Source organism: Actinosynnema mirum DSM 43827 (genome assembly GCF_000023245.1).
GTDB lineage: Bacteria > Actinomycetota > Actinomycetes > Mycobacteriales > Pseudonocardiaceae > Actinosynnema > Actinosynnema mirum.
In genome coordinates this window covers 3,821,956-3,844,634 of sequence record NC_013093.1, presented here as the reverse complement: position 1 = coordinate 3,844,634, position 22,679 = coordinate 3,821,956, and the positions used below count along the sequence as shown (strand labels likewise).

Here is a 22,679-nt window from a genome sequence, read left to right as displayed (position 1 = left end):
CGGCCCCCACAACGACGACCCTGGCGAGGAACAGATGGCGAACGACGAGAGGCTCCTCAGCTACCTCAAGCGGGTCACCGCCGACCTGCACCGCACGCGGGAGCGGCTGCGCGAGGCGGAGTCCGGGGCGGACGAGCCGATCGCGATCGTCGGCATGGCCTGCCGCTTCCCCGGCGGCGTGCGCACCCCGGACGAGCTGTGGGAGCTGGTGGCGTCCGGCCGCGACGGCATCGGCCCGTTCCCGGACGACCGGGGCTGGGACCTGGGCGCGCTGTTCGACCCGGACCCCGACGCCACCGGCCGCTCCTACGTCACCGAGGGCGGGTTCCTGGACGACGCGGCCCTGTTCGACGCGGGCTTCTTCGGGATCTCCCCGCGCGAGGCGCTGGCCACCGACCCGCAGCAGCGGGTGCTGCTGGAGACCGCGTGGGAGACCTTCGAGCAGGCGGGCATCGACCCGACCTCGCTGTCCGGGCAGGACGTGGGCGTGTTCACCGGGGTCGCCAACGGGGACTACGCGCTGACCGTGGACCGGGTGCCGGAGGGCTTCGAGGGCTACCTGGGCATCGGCGGGGCGGGCAGCATCGCCTCCGGGCGCATCTCGTACTCCCTGGGTCTGGAGGGTCCGGCCGTCACGCTGGACACCGGCTGCTCGTCGTCGCTGGTCGCGATGCACTGGGCCGGGCACGCGCTGCGGGCGCGGGAGTGCTCGCTGGCGCTCGCGGGCGGCGTGATGGTGATGGCGACGCCGGGTGGGTTCGTCGGGTTCTCCCGGCAGCGCGGGCTGGCCCGCGACGGGCGGTGCAAGTCGTTCGGCGACGGCGCGGACGGCACGTCGTGGTCGGAGGGCGTGGGTCTGCTGCTGCTGGAGCGGCTGTCGGACGCGCGGGCCAACGGGCACGAGGTGCTTGCGGTGGTGCGCGGGTCGGCGATCAACCAGGACGGGGCGTCCAACGGGCTGACCGCGCCCAACGGGCCGTCGCAGCAGCGGGTGATCCGCGCGGCGCTCGACGCGGCGGGGCTCGGGTACGCGGACGTCGACGCGGTGGAGGCGCACGGCACCGCCACGGTGCTCGGCGACCCGATCGAGGCGCAGGCGCTGCTGAACACCTACGGGCGGCACCGGGACGGGGCGCAGCCGCTCTACCTGGGGTCGGTCAAGTCCAACCTCGGGCACACCCAGGCGGCGGCGGGCGTGGCCGGGGTGATCAAGGCGGTGCAGGCGATGCGCCACGGCGTGCTGCCGCCCACCCTCAACGTCGGCACGCCCACCACCAAGGTCGACTGGTCCTCGGGCGCGGTGGAGGTGCTGGCGGAGGCCCGGCCGTGGCCGGAGACCGGGCGTCCGCGCCGGGTGGGCGTGTCGTCGTTCGGCGTGAGCGGCACCAACGCGCACGTGATCCTGGAGCAGGCACCCGAGCACGAGCCCGCGCCGGAGGAGCCGGGTGGGCGCGGGCCGGTGGCGGCGGGCGGCGCGACGCCGTGGACGCTGTCCGGGCGCACGCCCGCCGCGCTCGCCGACCAGGCGCGGCGGCTGGCCGGGCACGTGACGGCCGACCTGCGGGCGGAGGACGTCGGGTTCTCGCTGGCCACCACCAGGGCGCACCTGGAGCACCGGGCGGTGGTGGTCGGCTCGGACGGGCTGGCGGCGCTGGCCGAGGGCTTGCCGTCCGCGCTGGTCACGACCGGCGAGGCGGACGTGAGCGGCAAGGCGGTGTTCGTGTTCCCCGGCCAGGGGGCGCAGTGGATCGGCATGGGCGCGGAGCTGATCGACGCGTCGCCGGTGTTCGCGGAGCGGTTGCGCGAGTGCGCGGAGGCGCTGGAACCGTTCGTGGACTTCGACCTGGTCGAGGTGCTGCGCGAGCGCGGGTCGCTGGAGCGGGTGGACGTGGTGCAGCCCGCGTCGTGGGCGGTGATGGTGTCGCTGGCAGCGCTGTGGCGGTCGCTGGGCGTGGAACCGGACGCCGTTGTCGGGCACTCGCAGGGCGAGATCGCGGCGGCGGCGGTCAGCGGGGCGCTCAGCCTGCCCGACGCCGCAGCCGTGGTCGCGTTGCGCAGCAAGGCGATCGCCCAGGACCTGGCCGGGCTCGGCGGCATGATGTCCGTCGCCCTGCCCGCCGACGACGTCGACCTGAGCGGCTACCCCGACCGCCTGTGGATCGCCGCGCACAACGGCCCCACCTCGACCGTGGTGGCCGGTGACGTCGACGCGCTGCGCGAGCTCCACGCCCACTACGAGGCCACCGAGGTCCGGGCCCGGATCATCCCCGTCGACTACGCCAGCCACACCGGGCACGTCGACACCATCCGCGAACGGCTCGCCGAGGCACTGTCCGGGGTGACACCGCGCGCGGGTGAGGTGCCGTGGCTGTCCACGGTCACCGGCCAGTGGACCATCGGTGAGGACGCCGACGCCGACTACTGGTTCCGCAACCTGCGCGGCGCGGTGGGCTTCCACACCGCCATCACCACCCTCGCCGAGCAGGGCCACCGGGTGTTCGTGGAAGTCTCCAGCCACCCCGTGCTCACCACCGCCATCGAGGCCACGCTCGAAGGAACCGGACCCACCGCCGTCACCGGCACCCTCCGCCGCGACGACGGCGGCCCCGACCGCCTCCTCACCAGCCTCGCCACCCTGCACGTGCGCGGCGTCCACGTCGACTGGAAGGCCGTGTTCGCCGGCACGGGCGCGCGCCGCGTCCCGCTGCCGACCTACGCGTTCCAGCACGAGCGCTACTGGCTGGACCGGGGCGCGGCGGCCGGTGACGTCACGGGCGCGGGCCTGGCCGACGCGGCGCACCCGCTGCTGGCCGCCGTCGCCCAGCTGCCCGGCACCGGCGGGGTGCTGCTGAGCGGGCGGTTGTCGCGGGCGACGCACCCGTGGCTGGCCGAGCACGTGGTGAACGGGACCGCGCTGGTGCCCGGCACGGCCCTGGTGGAGCTGGCGCTGCGCGCGGGCGACGAGGTGGACGCGCCCGTGCTGCGCGAGCTGGTGATCACCCGGCCGATGCCGGTGCCGGAGCGGGGTTTCCTGCACGTGCAGGTGGACGTCGCGGGTGCGGCGGACGACGGGGCGCGGGCGGTGCGGATCTGGTCGCGCGCCGAGGACGCGGCGAGCGAGACGGCCCGCTGGACCGAGCACGCCACCGGCTCCCTCGCCCCCGACGACGCGGCCCCGCCCGCCCGCGCGAGCGGCGCGTGGCCGCCCGAGGGCGCGGCGGCCGTGGACGTGGACGACTTCTACGACCGCCTCGCGGGCGCGGGCTACGAGTACGGGCCGCTGTTCCAGGGCCTCACCGCCGCGTGGGCCGGGGACGGGCAGGCGTGGGCCGAGGTGGTGCTGCCCGGTGAGGCGGGCGGGTTCGGCGCGCACCCGGCGCTGCTGGACGCGGCGCTGCACGTGGGCACGTTCTGCCTGCCCGGCGGGCCGGGGTCGCGCACGCTGCTGCCGTTCGCGTGGACGGGCGTGCGGCTGCACGCCACCGGCGCGACGGCGGTGCGGGTGCACGCCCGCGCCACCGGCGACGACGGCCTCGTCGTGGAGCTGCGCGACGCGGACGGGGACCCGGTCGTGACGGTCGACGCGCTCGTGCTGCGCGACGCCGACCCCGCCGACGCGCAGGCCCCGGACGTCACGGCGGACGCGTTGTGGCGGGTGCGGTGGGTCGAGCAGCCGCCCGCGCCCGCGGCGCCCGGCTGGGTGCTGCTGGGCGGGCCGTCCGGGCACGCCGGGTTCGCCGCCCTGCCGGTGTTCGCCGACCCGGCGGCCGTGGCGGCGCTGCCCGAGGGCGACCGGCCCGCGGTGGTCGTCGTGGACACCACCGCGTGGCGGGAGCCGGGGCGGGACGTGCCGGGGGCGGCGCGGGCGTTCGTGGTGCGGGCGCTGGAGCTGCTGGTGGCGTGGCTGCGCGAGGACGCGCTGGCCGGGACCCGGCTGGTGCTGGTCACCAGCGGCGCGGTGCCGGTGCGCGCGGACGCCGAGGTCACCGACCCCGCTGCCGCGGCGGTGTGGGGTCTGGCGCGCTCGGCGCAGTCGGAGCACCCGGACCGGGTGTGGCTGCTGGACGTCGACGAGCCGGGCGCGGCGCCGGGCGCGCTGGCCTCGCCGGAGCCGCAGCTGGCCGTCCGGGCGGGCGCGGGGTTCGCGCCCCGGCTCGCCAGGGCCGAGGCCGCGCCCGGCGCGCTGCCGGTCGACGGGCCGGTGCTGGTCACCGGCGGCACCGGCACGCTCGGCGCGCTCGTGGCCCGGCACCTGGTCACCGCGCACGGCGCGCGGAACCTGCACCTGGTGAGCAGGCGCGGCCCGGACGCGTCCGGCGCTCGAGAACTCCTGGACGAGCTGCGCGGGCTGGGCGCCGAGGTCGAGCTGTCGGCGTGCGACGTGGCCGACCGGGTGGCGCTCGCCGCCCTGCTGGGGCGCGTGCGCCCCGCCGCCGTGGTGCACGCGGCGGGCGCGGTGGACGACGGCCTGCTCACCGACCTGACCGCCGACCGGTTCGACGCCGTGCTGCGGCCCAAGGTCGACGCGGTCGCCCACCTGGACGACCTGCTCGGGGACGTGCCGCTGGTGGTGTTCTCCTCCGCGACCGGCACCCTCGGCACCCCCGGCCAGGCGAACTACGCGGCGGCCAACGCGGTCGCCGACGCGCTCGTGCAGCGCCGCCGCGCGCGGGGCCTGCCGGGCGTGTCGCTGGCGTGGGGCCTGTGGTCGGACACCAGCGAGCTGACCGCGACCATGGACGCCGCCGACGTGGCCCGCACCCGCCGGGGCGGGGTGCTCGGCCTGGACGCGGCGCGCGGCCTGGCGCTGCTCGACGCCGCGCTCGGCGCGGACGACGCGCTGCTCGTGCCGATCCACCTGGACACCGCCGCGCTGCGCCGGGGGGCCGACCCGGCTCCGCCGCTGCTGCGCGGCCTGGTCCGCCGCGCCCGGCGCGCGGCGGGCGCGGCCCGGCAGGCCGCGCTGCCGCTGGTGGCGCGACTGGCCGGGGTGGACGCGGCGGAGCGGCGGCGGGCGCTGGTGGAGCTGGTGCGCGCCGAGGCCGCCGCCGTCCTCGGGCACGGCGGCCCGGACGGCATCGGGCAGGACCAGCCGTTCCGGGAGGTCGGGTTCGACTCGCTCACGGCCGTGGAGCTGCGCAACCGGCTCGGCGCGGCCACGGGTCTCGCGCTGCCCGCGACGGTGGTGTTCGACCACCCGACGTCCGCGCGGGTCGCCGAGCACCTGCGGGAGCTGCTGTTCGGCGCGGAGACGGCTCAGGCCCCCGCGCGGCGGGAGGTGGTGGCCGACGACGACCCGATCGCCGTGGTCGGCATGGCCTGCCGGTTCCCCGGCGGGGTCGCCGACGCGGACGGGCTGTGGCGGCTGGTCGCCGAGGAGCGCGACGGCATCGGCCCGTTCCCGGACGACCGGGGCTGGGACCTGGCGGCGCTGTTCGACCAGGACCCCGACCACGCGGGCACCTCGTACGTGCGGGAAGGCGGGTTCCTCGACGGGGCGACCGGGTTCGACGCGCCGTTCTTCGGCATCTCCCCGCGCGAGGCGCTGGCCATGGACCCGCAGCAGCGGCTGCTGCTGGAGGTGGCGTGGGAGACGTTCGAGCAGGCGGGCATCAACCCGCGCTCGGCGCACGGCACCGACACCGGGGTGTTCGCGGGCGTGATCTACCACGACTACGGCGAGGCGGCGGGCGAGCTGCCCGAGGGCGCGGAGACCTACCGCAGCACCGGCACGTCGGGCAGCGTGGTGTCCGGCCGCGTCGCCTACGCGCTGGGCCTGACCGGCCCGGCGCTGACCATCGACACGGCCTGCTCGTCGTCGCTGGTGGCGATCCACCTGGGCGCGCGGGCGCTGCGGGCGGGCGAGTGCTCGATGGCGCTGGTCGGCGGGGTGACGGTGATGTCGACGCCGGGCGGGTTCGTGAGCTTCTCGCGGCAGCGCGGGCTGGCCCCGGACGGGCGGTGCAAGTCGTTCTCGGAGGGCGCGGACGGCACCGGGTTCAGCGAGGGCGTCGGGCTGGTGCTGCTGGAGCGGCTGTCGGACGCGCGGCGCAACGGGCACCAGGTGCTGGCCGTGGTGCGCGGGTCGGCGGTGAACCAGGACGGGGCGTCCAACGGGCTCACCGCGCCCAACGGGCCGTCGCAGCAGCGGGTGATCCGCGCGGCGCTCGACGCGGCGGGGCTCGGGCACGCGGACGTGGACGCGGTGGAGGCGCACGGCACCGGCACCACCCTCGGTGACCCGATCGAGGCGCAGGCCGTGCTCGCCACCTACGGGCAGGACCGCGAGCAGCCGCTGTGGCTGGGCACGCTCAAGTCCAACCTCGGGCACACCCAGGCGGCGGCGGGCATCGGCAGCGTGATCAAGATGATCCAGGCGATGCGGCACGGCGTGCTGCCGCGCACCCTGCACGTCACCGAGCCGACCACGGCCGTGGACTGGGGCGCGGGCGCGGTGGAGCTGCTGACGCGGGCGCGGGAGTGGCCGGAGACCGGGCGTCCGCGCCGGGCGGGGGTGTCGTCGTTCGGGGTGAGCGGCACGAACGCGCACGTGATCCTGGAGCAGGCCCCCGAACCGGTGGCGGTGGAGGCGGCGCCGGAGGCGGGGGTGCTGCCGTGGGTGCTGTCGGCCCGCACGCCCGAGGCGCTGCGGGAGCAGGCCGACCGGCTCGTGGCGCACCTGGGCGGTGAGTCGTCCTCGGCGGCCGTGGCCCGGTCGCTGGTGCTGGGTCGGGCGGCCCTGGAGGAGCGGGCCGTGGTCGTGGGCGACCGGGCGCGCGCCGGGGAGGCGTTGCGGGCGCTGGCCGAGGGGCGGCCCTCCCCCGCGCTCGTCACCGGGCGGACCGGGGTCGAGGGGCGCGTGGTGTTCGTGTTCCCCGGTCAGGGCGCGCAGTGGGTCGGCATGGGGCGTGCGCTGCTGGACGCCTCGCCGGTGTTCGCCGAACGCCTGCGCGAGTGCGCGGCGGCCCTGCGCCCGTACACCGACTGGGACCTGGTCGAGGTGATCACCTCGGGTGGCGCGCTGGAGGACGTGGACGTCGTGCAGCCCGCGTCGTGGGCGGTGATGGTGTCCCTCGCGGCGCTGTGGCGCTCGCTCGGCGTCGAACCGGACGCGGTGATCGGGCACTCGCAGGGCGAGATCGCCGCCGCGACCGTCGCGGGCTGGCTCAGCCTCCAGGACGGCGCGAAGATCGTCGCGCTGCGCAGCCAGCTGATCGACGAGGAGCTGACCGGGCTGGGCGGCATGATGTCCGTCGCCCTGCCCGCCGAGGACATCGACCTGAGCGGTTACGAGGGCCGGTTGTGGGTCGCGACGGTCAACGGGCCGAGCGCGACCGTGGTCGCCGGGGACACCGGGGCACTGGAGGAGCTGCGGCGCGGCTTCGGCGAGGCGGTCCGCACGCGGGTGATCCCCGTGGACTACGCCAGCCACACCGGGCACGTCGACGCCATCCGCGACCAGCTCGCCCGGATGCTCGCCGACGTCACCCCGCGGCCCGGCGAGATCCCGTGGCTGTCCACGGTGACCGGCGAGTGGATCACCCCCGGCGACGACGACGCCGACTACTGGTTCCACAACCTCCGCCGCACCGTCCACTTCGCCGACGGGATCACCACCCTGCTCGACGCCGGGCACCGGGTGTTCGTGGAGGTCTCCTCGCACCCCGTGCTGGCGGCGGCGGTGCAGGAGAGCGCCGAGGCGGCCGGGGACGCGCGGGTCGCCGTGACCGGCACGCTGCGCCGCGACGACGGCGGCTGGGACCGGGTCCTGACCGGCCTGGCCGAGCTGCACGTGCGCGGCGTGGACGTGGACTGGACGCGGGTGCTGCCCGAGGCGGGGCGGGCGCCGCTGCCGACGTACGCGTTCCAGCACGAGCGCTACTGGCCGGAACCCGCGCGCCCGGCCGCCGCGCCGGGCGGTGGTGACGACGCGCTGTGGGCGGTGATCGAGGGCGGTGACGCGGCGGACCTGGCCGGGGAGCTGGCCGTGGACGAGGACGAGCTGGCGCGGGTGCTGCCCGCCCTGACCTCCTGGCGGCGGCGCAGCCGGGCAAGGAGCGCGCTCGACGGCTGGCGCTACCGGGTCGACTGGGTCCCGGTCCCCACGAGCGGGTCTGGGCTGCCCGGCGGGCAGGCGCTGTCCGGCGGGCAGGCGCTGTCCAGCGGGCAGGCGCTGTCCAGCGGGCAGGCGCTGTCCAGCGGGCAGGCGCTGTCCAGCGGGCAGGCGCTGTCCAGCGGGCAGGCGCTGTCCGGCGGGCCGAGGTCGTCCGGCGGGGCAGGGCTCTCCGGCGGTCAGGGGACGCCAGGCGGGTCCGGGTCGCCCGGCGGAGCGGCACTGCCAGGCGGGCCAGGGTCGCCCGGCGGAGCGGCGCTGCCCGGCCGGGTGGCCGTGGTGGTGCCCGCGAACGACGAGCGGGCGCGGGCGGTCGCGGGCGGGCTGGTCGCGCGGGGTGTGGACGTGACCGTCGTGGCGGCGGTCGACGCCACCCGCGACGGGCTGGCGAAGGCGCTGCCCGACCGCCCCGACGCCGTGGTGTCGCTGCTGTCCTGGGACGCGGGGGCCGACGAGCCGGGCGCGCCCGGTTCGGCCACGGCCGCGCTGGTGCAGGCCCTGGCCGACCGGGGTGCCACCGGGCCGCTGTGGTGCGCGACCGGGGGCGCGGTGAGCGTCGCGGGCGAGGACGCCGACCCCGACCAGGCCGCCGTGTGGGGGTTGGGCGGGGTGCTGGCCCTGGACCTGCCGGAGGCGTTCGGCGGACTGGTCGACCTGCCGCGGCAGCCCACCGACGCCGACCTCGACGCGTTCGCCGCCGCGCTGACCGCCCCCGGCGGCGAGGACCAGCTCGCGGTGCGCGACGGCCGCCTGCTGGCCCGCCGCCTGGTCCGCGACGGGGCCGACGCGCCGGAGTGGACGCCGCGCGGCGCGGTGCTGGTCACCGGCGGCACCGGCGGCCTCGGCACGCACGTGGCCCGCTGGCTCGCCCGCTCCGGGGCCGGGCACGTCGTGCTCGCCAGCCGCTCCGGCCCCGCCGCCCCCGGCGCGGCCGGGCTGGCCGCCGAGGTGGAGGCGCTGGGCGCGCGGTGCAGCGTGGTGGCCCTGGACGTGGCCGACCGGGACGCGGTGGCCGCCGTGCTCGCCGACGTCGAGCGGGACGGGCCGCTGACCGCCGTGGTGCACGCGGCGGGCGCGGGACTGGCCCCGACGCCGGTGGTGGAGCTGACCGCCGGGCGGTACGCGGACGTCGCGGCCGGCAAGGTCGAGGGCGCGCGGGTGCTGGACGAGGTGCTCGCCGACCGGGCGCTGGACGCGTTCGTGCTGTTCTCCTCCGGCGCGGCCGTGTGGGGCAGCGGCGGGCAGGCCCCGTACGCGGCGGCCAACGCGTTCCTGGACGGGCTGGCCGCCCGCAGGCGGGCGCGCGGGCTCGTGGCCACCTCGGTGGCGTGGGGCGGCTGGGGCGGCGGCCTCGGCATGATCGGCGACGGGGACGCGGAGCGGTGGGCCCGGCTGGGCATCCGCACGATGGACCCGGAGGCGGCGCTGCGCGGCATGGCGCTGGCGGTCGGCTCCGGGCGGGCCGCGAGCGTGGTGGCCGACGTCGACTGGGCCCGGTTCGCCCCCGGCTACGCCCTGGCGCGGGAGCGCCCGCTGCTGCGCGGGCTGCCGGAGGTGGTGGCGCTGCTGGCCGAACCGGACGAGCCCGCCGCGGCGGCGGTGGACGCGCGGGGCGCGCTGGCGGCCCGGCTGACCGGGCTGGACGCGGCCGGGCAGGACGAGCTGCTCGCGGACCTGGTGCGGGCGCAGGCGGCGGCGGTGCTGGGGTTCGCCGACCCTGGCGCGGTCGCGGCGGACCGGGCGTTCAAGGACGCCGGGTTCGACTCGGTGACCGCCGTGGAGCTGCGGAACCGGCTGGGCGCGGCCACCGGGCTGCGGCTGCCGCCGACCGTGGTGTTCGACCACCCGAAACCCCTGGCTCTGGCGCGCGTGCTGCGCGCCGAGCTGGTCCCCCAGCGGGGGGACGGGGTGACGGCGGCGCAGGTGGCGCACCGGGAGGACGCGATCCGGCGGGTGCTGGCGTCGGTGCCGCTGGCCCGGTTCGAGGAGCTGGGCGTGCTCGGCGCGCTCGTGGACCTCGTGCCCGCCGCGCCACCGGCGGGCGGCGCGGCGACAGCGGAGCGGGACGACCTGGCGGACCTGGCGGAGCTGGACCTGGACGGTCTGGTCCGCAGGGCGATGCGCGGCACCACCGCCGGGAACGACTGAGGCTTTGATGCGGAGCGGAGAGAGCATGAGCGCGGGCACCTCGCCGGAGAGCGTCGTCCAGGCCCTGCGGACCACGCTGGTGGACAACGAGCGGCTGCGGCGGGAGAACGAGCGGCTGGTCGCCGAGGCCGGTGAGCCGGTGGCGATCGTGTCGATGGCGTGCCGGCTGCCCGGCGGCGTCACCGACCCGGAGTCGCTGTGGGAGCTGGTGCGCGAGGGCCGGGACGCCATCGGGCCGTTCCCGACCGACCGGGGCTGGGACCTGGGGTCGCTGTTCGACGACGACCCCGACGCGGCGGGCTCCTCGTACGTGCGGGAGGGCGGGTTCCTGGCGCGGGCGGGCGGGTTCGACGCGCCGTTCTTCGGCATCTCCCCGCGCGAGGCCCTGGCCATGGACCCGCAGCAGCGGCTGCTGCTGGAGGTGGCGTGGGAGGCCGTGGAGCGGGCCGGGCTCGACCCGCGCTCGCTGGAGGGCCGGGACGTCGCGGTGTTCGCGGGCGGCAACCCGCAGGGCTACGGCGGCGGACCGGGTGACGCCCCGGAGGGCCTGGAGGGGTTCCTGGGCGTCAACGCCTCGTCGTCGGTGATCTCCGGGCGGGTCTCCTACACCCTGGGCCTGACCGGCCCGGCCGTCACCGTGGACACGGCGTGCTCGTCGTCGCTGGTGGCGATCCACCTGGCGGTGCGGTCGCTGCGCTCGCGGGAGTGCTCGATGGCGCTCGCGGGCGGGGTGACCGTGATGGGGCAGCCGACCGCGTTCGTGGAGTTCTCGCGGCAGCGCGGGCTCGCCCCGGACGGGCGGTGCAAGTCGTTCGGCGACGGCGCGGACGGCACGTCGTGGGCCGAGGGCGTCGGCGTGCTGCTGCTGGAGCGGCTCTCGGACGCGCGGCGCGACGGGCACGAGGTGCTGGCGGTGATCCCCGGCTCGGCGGTGAACCAGGACGGGGCGTCCAACGGCCTGACCGCGCCGAACGGCCCGTCCCAGGAGCGGGTGATCGCGGCGGCCCTGGCCGACGCCGGTCTCGGCCTGGCCGACGTGGACCTGCTGGAGGCGCACGGCACCGGCACCAGGCTGGGCGACCCGATCGAGGCGCGGGCGCTGCTCAACACCTACGGCCGGGGCAGGCCGCAGGACCGGCCGCTGTGGCTGGGGTCGGTGAAGTCGAACCTCGGGCACGCCCAGTCGGCGTCGGGGGTGGCGGGCGTGATCAAGGTGGTGCAGGCGATCCGGCACGGCCTGATGCCGCGCACGCTGCACGCCGACGAGCCGAGCTCGAACGTGGACTGGGCGGCGGGGGCGGTGGAGCTGCTGGCGCGCGAGCGGGAGTGGCCGGAGACCGGGCGGGCGCGGCGGGGCGCGGTGTCGTCGTTCGGGGTGAGCGGCACGAACGCGCACGTGATCGTGGAGCAGGCGCCCGAGGAGGCCGCCGCCGGGGTCGCGGCGGCGGGGCGGCCCGCGCCCAGGTCGGCGGGCGGGCAGGACGCCGGGATCGCGGCGGTGACCGGGCAGGCCGCCCCCGCCGCTGGCCCCGCCACCGCCGAACCCGCCGCGTCGGCCGTCGAGGACGGGACCGGCGTCGCCCCCGGCCCGGTCGCGACCGGCGGGGTCGTGCCGTGGGCGCTGTCCGGGCGGACCGCCGCCGCGCTGGCCGCCCAGGCGGCCCGGTTGCGCGCGCACCTCGCCGCGCACCCGGCGGCCCGCCCGGTGGACGTGGCCTGGTCGCTGGCCACGACCCGCTCGGTGCTGGAGCACCGGGCCGTCGTGCCCGCCGCCTCGCTCGACGAGGCCCTGGCGGGGTTGGACGCGCTCGCCTCGGGCCGCGCGGACCGGTCGGTGGTCGTCGGCGAGGCGGCGCCCGGCCGGGTGGCGGTGCTGTTCACCGGGCAGGGCAGTCAGCGGGCCGGTGCGGGGCGCGAGCTGCGGGAGCGGTTCCCGGTGTTCGCGCGGGCGTTCGACGCCGCGTGCGCCGCCGTGGGCGAGCTGCCCACCGGCGACGGCGGCGCGATCGGGCTCGCCGAGGTGGCGCTGGCCGACCCCGGCACGCCCGCCGCCGCGCTGCTCGACCGGACCGCGTTCACCCAGCCCGCCCTGTTCGCGCTGGAGGTCGCGCTGTTCCGGCTGGTCCAGTCGTGGGGCGTGCGCCCGGCGGCGCTGGCCGGGCACTCGGTCGGCGAGATCGCCGCCGCGCACGTGGCCGGGGTGCTCTCCCTCGCCGACGCCGCCGCGCTGGTGCGCGCCAGGGGCGGGCTGATGCAGGAGCTGCCCGAGGGCGGCGCGATGGTGGCGGTGGAGGCGGCCGAGGACGAGGTCGTGCCGCTGCTCGGGGACGGGGTGTCGCTGGCCGCCGTCAACGGCCCGACCTCGGTGGTGCTCTCCGGCGACGAGGAGGCCGTCACCGCCGTCGCCGCGAGGCTGTCACAGCGGGGCAGGCGCACCAAGAGGCTCGCCGTCTCGCACGCCTTCCACTCGCACCGCGTGGACCCGGCGCTGGCCGCCTTCCGCGCCGTGGCCGAGGAGCTCGCCTACGCAGCCCCCACGATCCCGATCGTCTCCACCCTCACCGGCCGCCCCGTCACCCCCGACGAGCTGCGCTCCCCCGACTACTGGGTGCGGCACGCGCGCGGCGCCGTCCGGTTCCTGGACGCCGTGCGGGCGCTGGGGGACGCGGGCGCGCGCACGTTCCTGGAGCTGGGCCCGGAGGGCGTGCTCACGGCGGCGGGCGCGGACTGCCTGCCGGACGCGGTGTTCGCGGCGACGCTGCGCGCCGACGTGCCCGAGGCGTGGGCCGTGCTCGCCGGGGTCGCGGGCCTGCACGTGCGTGGCGCGACGGTCGACTGGGGTTCGCTGTTCACGGGCGCGGACGCGCGGCGCGTCCCGCTGCCCACCTACGCGTTCCAGCACGAGGACCACTGGCTGGTGCGCCGCTCCACCGCCGCCGACGTGGGCGCGGTCGGCCTGCGCGAGGCCGGGCACCCGCTGCTGGGCGCGGTCGTCGCGCTGCCGGAGAGCGGCGGGGTGCAGCTGAGCGGTCGGTTGTCGGTGGCGGCGCAGCCGTGGCTGGCCGAGCACGTCGTCTCCGGCACGGCGCTGGTGCCGGGCGCGGCGCTGGTGGAGCTGGCGGTGCGGGCGGGCGACGAGACCGGCACGCCCGTGCTGGAGGAGCTGGTGATCGGCCGCCCGATGCCGCTGCCGGACGGCGGCGCGCTGAGCGTGCAGGTCGTCGTCGGCCCGGACGAGGGCGGGCGCCGGTCGGTGCGCGTGTACTCCCGCGCGGACGGGGCGGTGGACTGGGTCGAGCACGCGGCGGGCGCGCTGACCGCGCCGGAGGCCGCGCCGACCGCCGACGCGGGCCCGTGGCCGCCGGAGAACGCCGAACCCGTGGACACGCGGGGCTTCTACGACACCCTCGCGGAGGGCGGCTACGCCTACGGCCCGCTGTTCCGGGGCCTGACCTCGGCGTGGCGCGGCGAGGGCGAGGCGTGGGCGGAGGTGGCGCTGCCCGGTGACGCGACCGGGTTCGGCATCCACCCGGCCCTGCTCGACGCCGCGCTGCACACCGCGCACTTCTGCCTGCCCACCGGGACCGAGCGGCGGGCCGGGCTGCTGCCGTTCGCCTGGACCGGCGTGCGGCTGCACGCGGGCGGCGCGACGACCGCGCGGGTGCACGCCCGCGCCACCGGCGACGACGGCGTGACCGTGCGCCTGCTCGACGGTGCCGGTCAGCCGGTCGCGGACGTGGCCGCCCTGACCTTCCGCGCCGCAGCCGACACCCCGTCCGCCGAGGTCCCGGACGCGCTGTGGGCGGTGGAGTGGACCGAGCACCCGCTGCCCGCGGACGGGACCACCCCCGCGGGCGGGACCACCACGGCCGTGGTGGTCGTGGACACCCGGAGCGTCGACGCCCCCGACGACGGCCCCGCCCGCGCCCGCGCGCTGACCGCCCACGTCCTCGCCGAGCTGCAGCGGCACGCCGACGACGACCGGCCGGTCGTCGTGGTCACCTCAGGCGCGGTCGCCGTGCGCGTCGACGGCGAGGTCACCGACCCCGCGTCCACCGCCGTGTGGGGGCTGGTGCGGGCCGCGCAGGTCGAGCAGCCCGACCGGGTCCGGCTGGTCGACGTCGAGCCGGGGGCCGACCCGGTGCTCACCTCGCCCGAGCCGCAGGTGGCGCTGCGCGGCGGGACCGCGCACGTGCCCAGGCTGGTCCGCGCCCGCCGCGCCCTCCCGGCGCCGACCGCGACGTCGTGGCGGCTGGGCTCCGACCGCCCCGGCACGCTGGACTCCCTCGCCCTGCTCCCGGACGACTCCGGCACGGCCCCGCTCGCCCCCGGCGAGGTGCGGATCGCGGTCCGCGCGGCGGGCCTGAACTTCCGCGACGTGCTGGTCGCGCTGGGGATGTACCCCGGTCGCGCGGTGATCGGCGCGGAGGGCGCGGGTGTGGTCGTGGAGGTCGGCCCCGGCCCCGACGACACCGACGCCGGCGACACCGGCCCCGGCGACACCGGCTCGGGCGGCCTGGCCGTGGGCGACCGGGTGATGGGCCTGTTCCCCGGCGCGTTCGGCCCGCTGGCCGTCGCCGACCACCGCATGGTGACCCGGATGCCGGACGGCTGGTCGTTCACCACCGGCGCCGGCGTGCCCATCGCGTTCCTGACCGCCCTCTACGGGCTGCGCGACCTCGGCGGGCTCACCGCGGGCGAGACCGTGCTGGTGCACGCGGCGGCGGGCGGGGTCGGCATGGCCGCCGTGCAGCTCGCGCGGGCGTTCGGCGCTCGGGTGCTGGGCACCGCGCACCCGGCCAAGCACGCGGCCGTGACCCGCCTGGGCGTCCCCGAGTCCCACCTGTCCTCCAGCCGCGACACCGCCTACGCCGACCTGTTCGGCCCGGTGGACGTGGTGCTGAACTCGCTCACCGGCGAGCACGTGGACGCCTCGCTGGGGCTGCTGCGCGCGGGCGGCCGGTTCCTGGAGATGGGCAAGACCGACCTGCGCGACGCCGACGAGGTCGCGAAGGCGCACCCCGGCGTCGCCTACCGCCCGTTCGACCTGGGCGGCGAGGCGCCCGCCGAGCGCGTCGCGGAGCTGCTGGCCGAGCTGGTCGCGCTGTTCGAGGCGGGCCGCATCCACCCGCTGCCCACCGCGGCCTGGGAGATCACCCGCGCGCCGGAGGCGTTCGGCTGGATGAGCCGGGCCGGGCACGTGGGCAAGATCGTGCTGACCCTCCCCCGCCGCCCCGACCCGGACGGCACGGTGCTGGTCACCGGCGGCACCGGCTCGCTCGGCGCGGTCGCGGCCCGGCACCTGGTCACCGCGCACGGAGCCCGCCACCTGCTGCTCGCCTCCCGACGCGGCGAGCAGGCCCCCGGCGCGGCGGAGCTGACCGACGGGCTGCGCGGGCTGGGCGCGGACGTGCGGGTCGCGGCGTGCGACGTCGCCGACCGGGACGCGCTCGCCGCGCTGCTCGCCACGATCCCCGCCGCGCACCCGCTCACCGCCGTCGTGCACACGGCGGGCGTGCTCGACGACGGCGTGCTCGCCGCGCAGACCCCCGAGCGCCTGGACGCGGTGTTCCGCCCCAAGGTCGACGCCGTCGCGAACCTGCACGAGCTGACCGGCGACCCGGCCCTGTTCGCGGTGTACTCCTCGGCCTCCGGCGTGCTCGGCGGCGCGGGCCAGACCAACTACGCCGCCGCGAACGCCTGGCTCGACGGCCTCGCCCACGTCCGGCGCGCGGCGGGCCTGCCCGCGACCTCGCTGGCCTGGGGCCTGTGGGCGCAGGACGGCGGCATGACGGGCGGCCTGGCGGGCGGACCGGCCGGGCCGGGCGGGCGGGCCCGCCGGGGAGCCGTCGCGCCGCTGTCCACCACCGAGGGCATGGCGCTGTTCGACGCGGCCGTCGCGTCGGGCCGCCCGCTCCTGGCCCCGATCAGGCTCGACCCCGCCGCGCTCACCGCCGACGGCGCGCAGCCGCCCGCGCTGCTGCGCGGCCTGGCCCGCCCCACCCGCCGCACCGCCGTCGCGGCCACCACCGACGACGGCCTCGCGGGCAGGCTCGCCGCGCTCGACGGCCCCGGCAGGCAGCGGCTGCTCGTGGAGCTGGTGCGGGAGCAGGCCGCCGCCGTGCTGGGCTTCGCGACCCCGGACGCCGTGTCGCCGGGCCGGGCGTTCCGGGACCTGGGCTTCGACTCGCTGACGGCCGTGGAGCTGCGCAACCGCCTCTCCGCCGCCACCGGCCTGGCACTGCCCGCCACCACCGTGTTCGACCACCCGACCCCGCTGGACGCGGCGGCCCACCTGCTCGACGCGCTGGGCGTCGCCCCCGCGCCCGCCCCGGCCACCCCGGTCGTGACGGCCGCGCGGGACGACGACCCGATCGCGGTCGTCGCCATGGGCTGCCGCCTGCCCGGCGGCGTGTCCTCCCCGGAGGACCTGTGGCGGCTGCTCGACGGCGGCGTCGACGCCATCGGCCCGTTCCCGGACGACCGGGGCTGGGACCTGGCGTCGCTGTTCGACGACGACCCCGACGCGGTCGGCAAGTCCTACGTGCGCGAGGGCGGGTTCCTGGCGGGCGCGGGCGGGTTCGACGCCGCGTTCTTCGGCATCTCCCCCCGCGAGGCGCTCGCCATGGACCCGCAGCAGCGGCTGCTGCTGGAGGTGGCCTGGGAGACCGTCGAGCGGGCCGGGATCGACCCGACCTCGTTGCGCGGCGCGGACGTCGGCGTGTTCGCCGGGGCGGGCGCGCAGAACTACGGCAGCGGCCCCGGCCCGGTGCCCGAGGGCCTGGAGGGCTACCTGGGCGTGGGCGGCGCGACGAGCGTGGTGTCCGGCCGCGTCTCCTACACGCTCGGCCTCACCGGGCCCGCGCTGACGATCGACACCGCGTGCTCCTCGTCGCTGGTGGCGATCCACCTGGCGGTGCGGTCGCTGCGCTCGGGCGAGTGCTCGATGGCCCTGGCGGGCGGGGTCGCGGTGATGGGCGAGCCCGCGGCGTTCGTGGAGTTCTCCCGGCAGCGCGGGCTCGCCCCGGACGGGCGGTGCAAGTCGTTCGGCGCGGAGGCGGACGGCACGACGTGGGCCGAGGGCGCGGGACTGGTGCTGCTGGAGCGGTTGTCGGTGGCGCGGGCGCGCGGGCACGAGGTGCTGGCGGTGCTGCGCGGGTCGGCGGTCAACCAGGACGGGGCGTCCAACGGCCTGACCGCGCCGAACGGCCCGTCGCAGGAGCGGGTGATCCGGGCTGCGCTGGCCGACGCGGGGATCACCCCGGACGCGGTGGACGCGGTGGAGGCGCACGGCACCGGCACCACCCTCGGTGACCCGATCGAGGCGCAGGCCGTGCTGGCGACCTACGGGCAGGACCGCGAGCAGCCGCTATGGCTGGGGTCGCTCAAGTCGAACATCGGGCACGCGCAGGCGGCGGCGGGCGTCGCGAGCGTGATCAAGTCCGTGCTGGCGCTGGGCCGGGGCGTGCTGCCCCGCTCCCTGCACGCCAGCACCCCGACCCCGCAGGTCGACTGGTCCTCGGGGGCGGTGGAGCTGCTGGCGCGGGCGCGGGAGTGGCCGGAGACCGGGCGTCCGCGCCGGATCGGGGTGTCCTCGTTCGGGGTGAGCGGCACCAACGCGCACGTGGTCCTGGAGCAGGCCCCCGAGCCGGAACCCGCGCGGGAGGCGGAACCCGCGCGGGAGTCCGCGCCAGGGCCGGAGTCCGTTCCGCCGCTGACCGGGGCCACGCCGTGGCTGCTGTCCGCCCGCTCCCCCGAGGCGCTGGCGGACCAGGCCGCCCGGCTGGTGGACGCCGTGCCCGCCGAGTGGCGGGCCTCCGACGTGGGCTGGTCGCTGGCCACCACGCGGGCCGCGCTGGAGCAGCGGGCCGTGGTCGTGGCGCGGGACACCGCGCGCGGGCTCGCCGCCGCCTCCGCGCTGGCCGCCGGACGCCCCGACCCGCACGTGGTCACCGGGACCGCCGACGTGGACGGCCGGACCGCCTTCGTCTTCCCCGGCCAGGGCGCGCAGTGGGCGGGCATGGGCCGGGAACTCCTGGACGCCTCGCCGGTGTTCGCCGAACGCCTGCGCGAGTGCGCGGCGGCCCTGCGCCCGTACACCGACTGGGACCTGATCGAGGTGATCACCTCGGGTGGCGCGCTGGACGACGTGGACGTCGTGCAGCCCACCAGCTGGGCGATCATGGTGTCGCTGGCCGCGCTGTGGCGCTCGCTCGGCGTCCACCCGGACGCGGTGATCGGGCACTCGCAGGGCGAGATCGCCGCCGCGACCGTCGCGGGCTGGCTCAGCCTCCAGGACGGCGCGAAGATCGTCGCGCTGCGCAGCCAGCTGATCGACGAGCACCTGACCGGGCTCGGCGGCATGATGTCCGTCGCCCTGCCCGCCGAGGACATCGACCTGACCGGCCACCAGGGCCGGTTGTGGGTGGCCGCCCACAACGGCCCCACCGCGACCGTGGTCGCCGGGGACGCCGACGCCCTGGCGGAGCTGCGGGACGCGCTGGAGGGCGAGGCCCGCACCCGCGTGATCCCCGTCGACTACGCCAGCCACACCGGGCACGTGGACGCCATCCGCGACCAGCTCGCCCGGATGCTCGCCGACGTCACCCCGCGGCCCGGCGAGATCCCGTGGCTGTCGACGGTGACCGGCGAGTGGATCACCCCCGGCGACGACGACGCCGACTACTGGTTCCACAACCTCCGCCGCACCGTCCACTTCGCCGACGGGATCACCACCCTGCTCGACGCCGGGCACCGGGCCTTCGTCGAGGTCTCCACGCACCCCGTGCTCACCCCGGCCGTGCAGGAGGCCGCCGAGGCGAACCCGGCGCTGCGCACCGTCGCCGTGGGCACCCTGCGCCGCGCGGACGGCGGCGCGGAGCGGGTGGTGGCGGGCCTGGCCGAGCTGCTGGCGCGCGGGGTGGCCGTGGACCCGGCGGCGGTGTTCCCCGGCGCGAGGCGGGTCGCGCTGCCGACGTTCGCGTTCCGGCACGAGACGTTCTGGCTCTCGCGGGCGCTGCCCGACGCGCGGCCGGTGCCGCAGGGCGGGCACCCGCTGGCCCCGGTGGTGGTGAGCGATCCGGGCACGGGCGGGGTGATCCTGTCCGGCCGGATCTCCGCGGCCACCCACCCGTGGCTGCTCGACCACGCCGTCGCGGGCGCGGTGCTGCTGCCCGGCGCGGCGCTGGCCGAGCTGGCGGTGCGGGCCGGCGACGAGACCGGGACGCCCACCCTGGAGGAGCTGGTGATCGGCAGGCCGGTGGTGCTGCCCGAGGACGGGGAGCTGCGGCTCCAGGTGGTCGTGGGCGCCGAGGACGGGGCGCGCCGCGAGGTGCGCGCCTACTCCCGCGCCGACGACGCCGCGCCGTGGACCGAGCACGCGAGCGGCACGCTGTCGGCGAAGTCCTCGCTGCCCGCCGACGTCCCGGCCGCCCCGTGGCCGCCCGCGGGCGCGGAGCCGATCGCGCTGGACGGGTTCTACGAGGCCATGGCAGGGGCCGGTTACGGGTACGGGCCCGCGTTCCGGGGGCTGCGCGCGGCCTGGCGCGACGGGGACGACGTGGTCGCCGAGGTGGCCGTGCCGCGGGCGCAGGAGCAGGTGGCGGGCCGGTTCGGCATCCACCCGGCGCTGCTGGACGCCGCCCTGCACGCCGGGAACTTCTGCTTCCCCGCGCAGGACGGCGAGCGGGCCACGATGCTGCCGTTCAGCTGGGACGACGTGCGGTTGCACGCCACCGGTGCGACGTCGGTGCGGGTGCGGGCCCGCGCGGTGGGCGGCCCTGGCGCGCCCGCGCTGACCGTGGCGATCACCGACCCGAGCGGGGTGCCGGTGGCCGGGGTGGGCGCGCTCGGGATGCGCGCGGTCAGCCCCGAGCAGCTGGGCGCGCCGGGCGTCGGCGGTGACGCGCTGCGGGTGCTGGAGTGGGCCGAGGTGGCGGTCGAGGCGGCGGACCGGTGGGCCGTGCTGGGCTCCGAGCGGCACCCGGACGTGGACGCCTACGCGGCCGACCCGGACCGGCCGGGGGCGCTGCTGGTGGACGTGGGCGCCTGGCTGGGCGGCGACGACGCCGTGGCCCGCGCGCACGCGCTGACCAGCGCGGCGCTGGAGCTGGTGCGGGACTGGGCGACCCGCGGGGACCTGGGCGGTGAGCGGCTGGTGCTGGTCACGACCGGGGCCGAGGACGTGCGCGACACCGCGCCCCGCGACCCGGCGCAGGCCGCCGTGTGGGGCCTGGCGCGCTCGGCCCGCTCGGAGCACCCGGACCGGTTCGCGCTGGTCGACGCGGACGACCGGTCCCCGGCGACGCTCGCCCTGGCGGCCGGGTCGGCGTTCCCGGAGGTGGTCCTGCGCGGCGGGCGGGCGCACGCGCCGAGGCTGGCGCGGGCCGTCCCCGGCAGGCCGGTGGCGCTGGACCCGGACGGCACGGCCCTGATCACCGGCGGCACCGGCGCCCTGGGCGCGCTCGCCGCCCGGCACCTGGTGACCGCGCACGGCGTGCGGCGCCTGCTGCTCACCGGCCGCCGGGGGCCGGACGCCCCCGGCGCGGCGGAGCTGGCCGAGGAGCTGCGCGGGCTGGGCGCGGACGTGCGGGTGGAGGCGTGCGACGCGGCCGACCGGGACGCGCTCGCCGCGCTGCTCGCGTCGATCCCCGCCGGGCGCCCGCTCACCGCCGTCGTGCACGCGGCGGGCGCGCTCGACGACGCCCCGGTGACCGACCTGACCCCGGAGCGGCTGTCCGCCGTGCTGGCCCCGAAGGTCGACGCGCTGGCCAACCTGGACGAGCTGGTAGGGGACGGGCCCGCGGTGTTCGCGGTCTACTCCTCGGCGTCCGGGGTGCTCGGCACGGCCGGGCAGGCGGCGTACGCGGCGGCCAACACCTTCGCGGACGCGCTGGTGCGCCGACGCCGGGCCGAGGGCCGGGCGGGCGTGTCGCTGGCGTGGGGCCTGTGGGCAGGCGCCAGCGAGCTGACCGGCGACCTGGCCGGTGACCGGCTCGCCCGCACCCGCCGGGGCGGGCTGGTGCCGCTGACCGCCGCCGAGGGCATGGCGCTGTTCGACGCGGGCGCGGTCACCACGGGCGGCCCGGCGCTGGTCGTGCCGCTGCCGCTGGACCTGGCGGCGCTGCGCGCCTCCGCGCGCGACGAGGCGGTGCCCGCGCTGCTGCGCGCGCTCGTCCCCGTCGCGCGGCGCTCGCTCTCCCCCGCCGCCGGGCAGGCCGCGCCCCCGGCCGGGTTGCGGGCGCGCCTGGCCGGGCTGTCGGGCGACGAGCAGGAGGCCGTGCTCACCGAGCTGGTCCGCGACCTGGCCGCCGCCGTGCTCGGGCACGGCGAGAAGGGCGCGGTGGGCCCGGACGACGCGTTCTTCGAGATCGGCTTCGACTCCATGACGGCCGTGCAGCTGCGGAACCGGCTGAACGCCGCCACCGGGCTGCGCCTGCCCGCCGCGCTGCTGTTCGACCAGCCGACGCCCGCGATCGCCGCCGAGGCGCTGCGCGAGCGGCTGGCCGCCGAGCAATCGGGCTCAGGGCAATCGGGCGCAGGGCAGCCGGGCGCAGGGCATTCAGGCGCAGGGCAGTCGAGCGCAGGGCGATCAGGCGCAGGGCAGTCCACCGACCCGACCGACGAGAGGTGAGCACCAGCATGATCGACGTGGCCGAGTACCTGCGGCGCATCGGCGTGGAGGGCGGCGTGCCGAGCCCGACGCTGGAGTCGTTGCGGGCGCTGCACAAGCGGCACCTGATGTCCGTGCCCTACGACAACGGCGGCGCGGCCGACCGGTTGCCGCCGAACCGGGGGCTCGCGGAGATCCCGCTGCCCCGTGTGTTCGCGCACGTGGTGACCGGCCGCAACGGCGGGGTCTGCTACGAGCTCAACCGGCTCTTCCACGCCCTGCTCACCGCGCTGGGCTACGAGGTGCTGATGGTCGCGGCGGCGATCCGGCTGGCCGACGACCGGTTCGGGCCGGACGAGGAGCACTCGTTCAACCTGGTGCGCCTGGACGGGCGGACCTGGCTGGTGGACGTGGGGTTCGTCGGCCCGTCCTACCTGGAGCCGCTGGAGCTGTCGGCGGTCGAGCAGGAGCAGTACGGCTGCGCCTACCGGGTCGTGGAGCGCGGGGACGCGCACGTGGTGGAGCGCAGGCCCAGGGACGGGGCGTGGCAGGCGGTGTACCGGTTCCGGCCGGGGCGGGCGGACCGGGACGGCTGGGAGGCGGTGCGGTTGGACGGGCTGGACGACTACGCGCGGGACTCGGTGCTGGCGGGCACCACGTTCCGGGGTCGGGCGGCGGAGAACGGGCAGCACGTGCTGATCGGCCGCCGCTACTTCACCGTGCTGGACGGGGTGGAGACGACGCGGGTGCTCGTGAAGAAGGACGAGTTCGCCCGCGTCACCGAGTCGATCATGATCGGGGGGTGAG

General features: G+C 78.0%; 3 protein-coding genes. All 3 read left to right on the top strand.

The genetic code is table 11. The features are described from left to right. Positions 1 to 34: 34 nt before the first annotated feature. Genes AMIR_RS16450 through AMIR_RS16440 form a run of 3 tightly spaced genes read left to right on the top strand, consistent with a single transcriptional unit; the run spans position 35 to position 22,678 of the window. Positions 35 to 10,261, top strand: a complete 10,227-nt coding sequence (locus tag AMIR_RS16450) for a type I polyketide synthase (protein ID WP_015802087.1) — start codon at positions 35 to 37, stop codon at positions 10,259 to 10,261. A gap of 4 nt (positions 10,262 to 10,265) precedes the next feature. Further along, positions 10,266 to 21,893 (top strand): SDR family NAD(P)-dependent oxidoreductase, encoded by an 11,628-nt coding sequence (locus AMIR_RS16445; protein ID WP_425358878.1) that lies wholly within the window; start codon positions 10,266 to 10,268, stop codon positions 21,891 to 21,893. After that, a complete protein-coding gene (locus AMIR_RS16440) occupies positions 21,890 to 22,678 on the top strand; it encodes an arylamine N-acetyltransferase family protein (protein WP_205590473.1) in 789 nt (262 codons plus the stop codon). Before AMIR_RS16445 ends, AMIR_RS16440 begins: the two co-directional genes overlap by 4 nt. The last annotated feature ends 1 nt before the right edge of the window (position 22,679 follow it).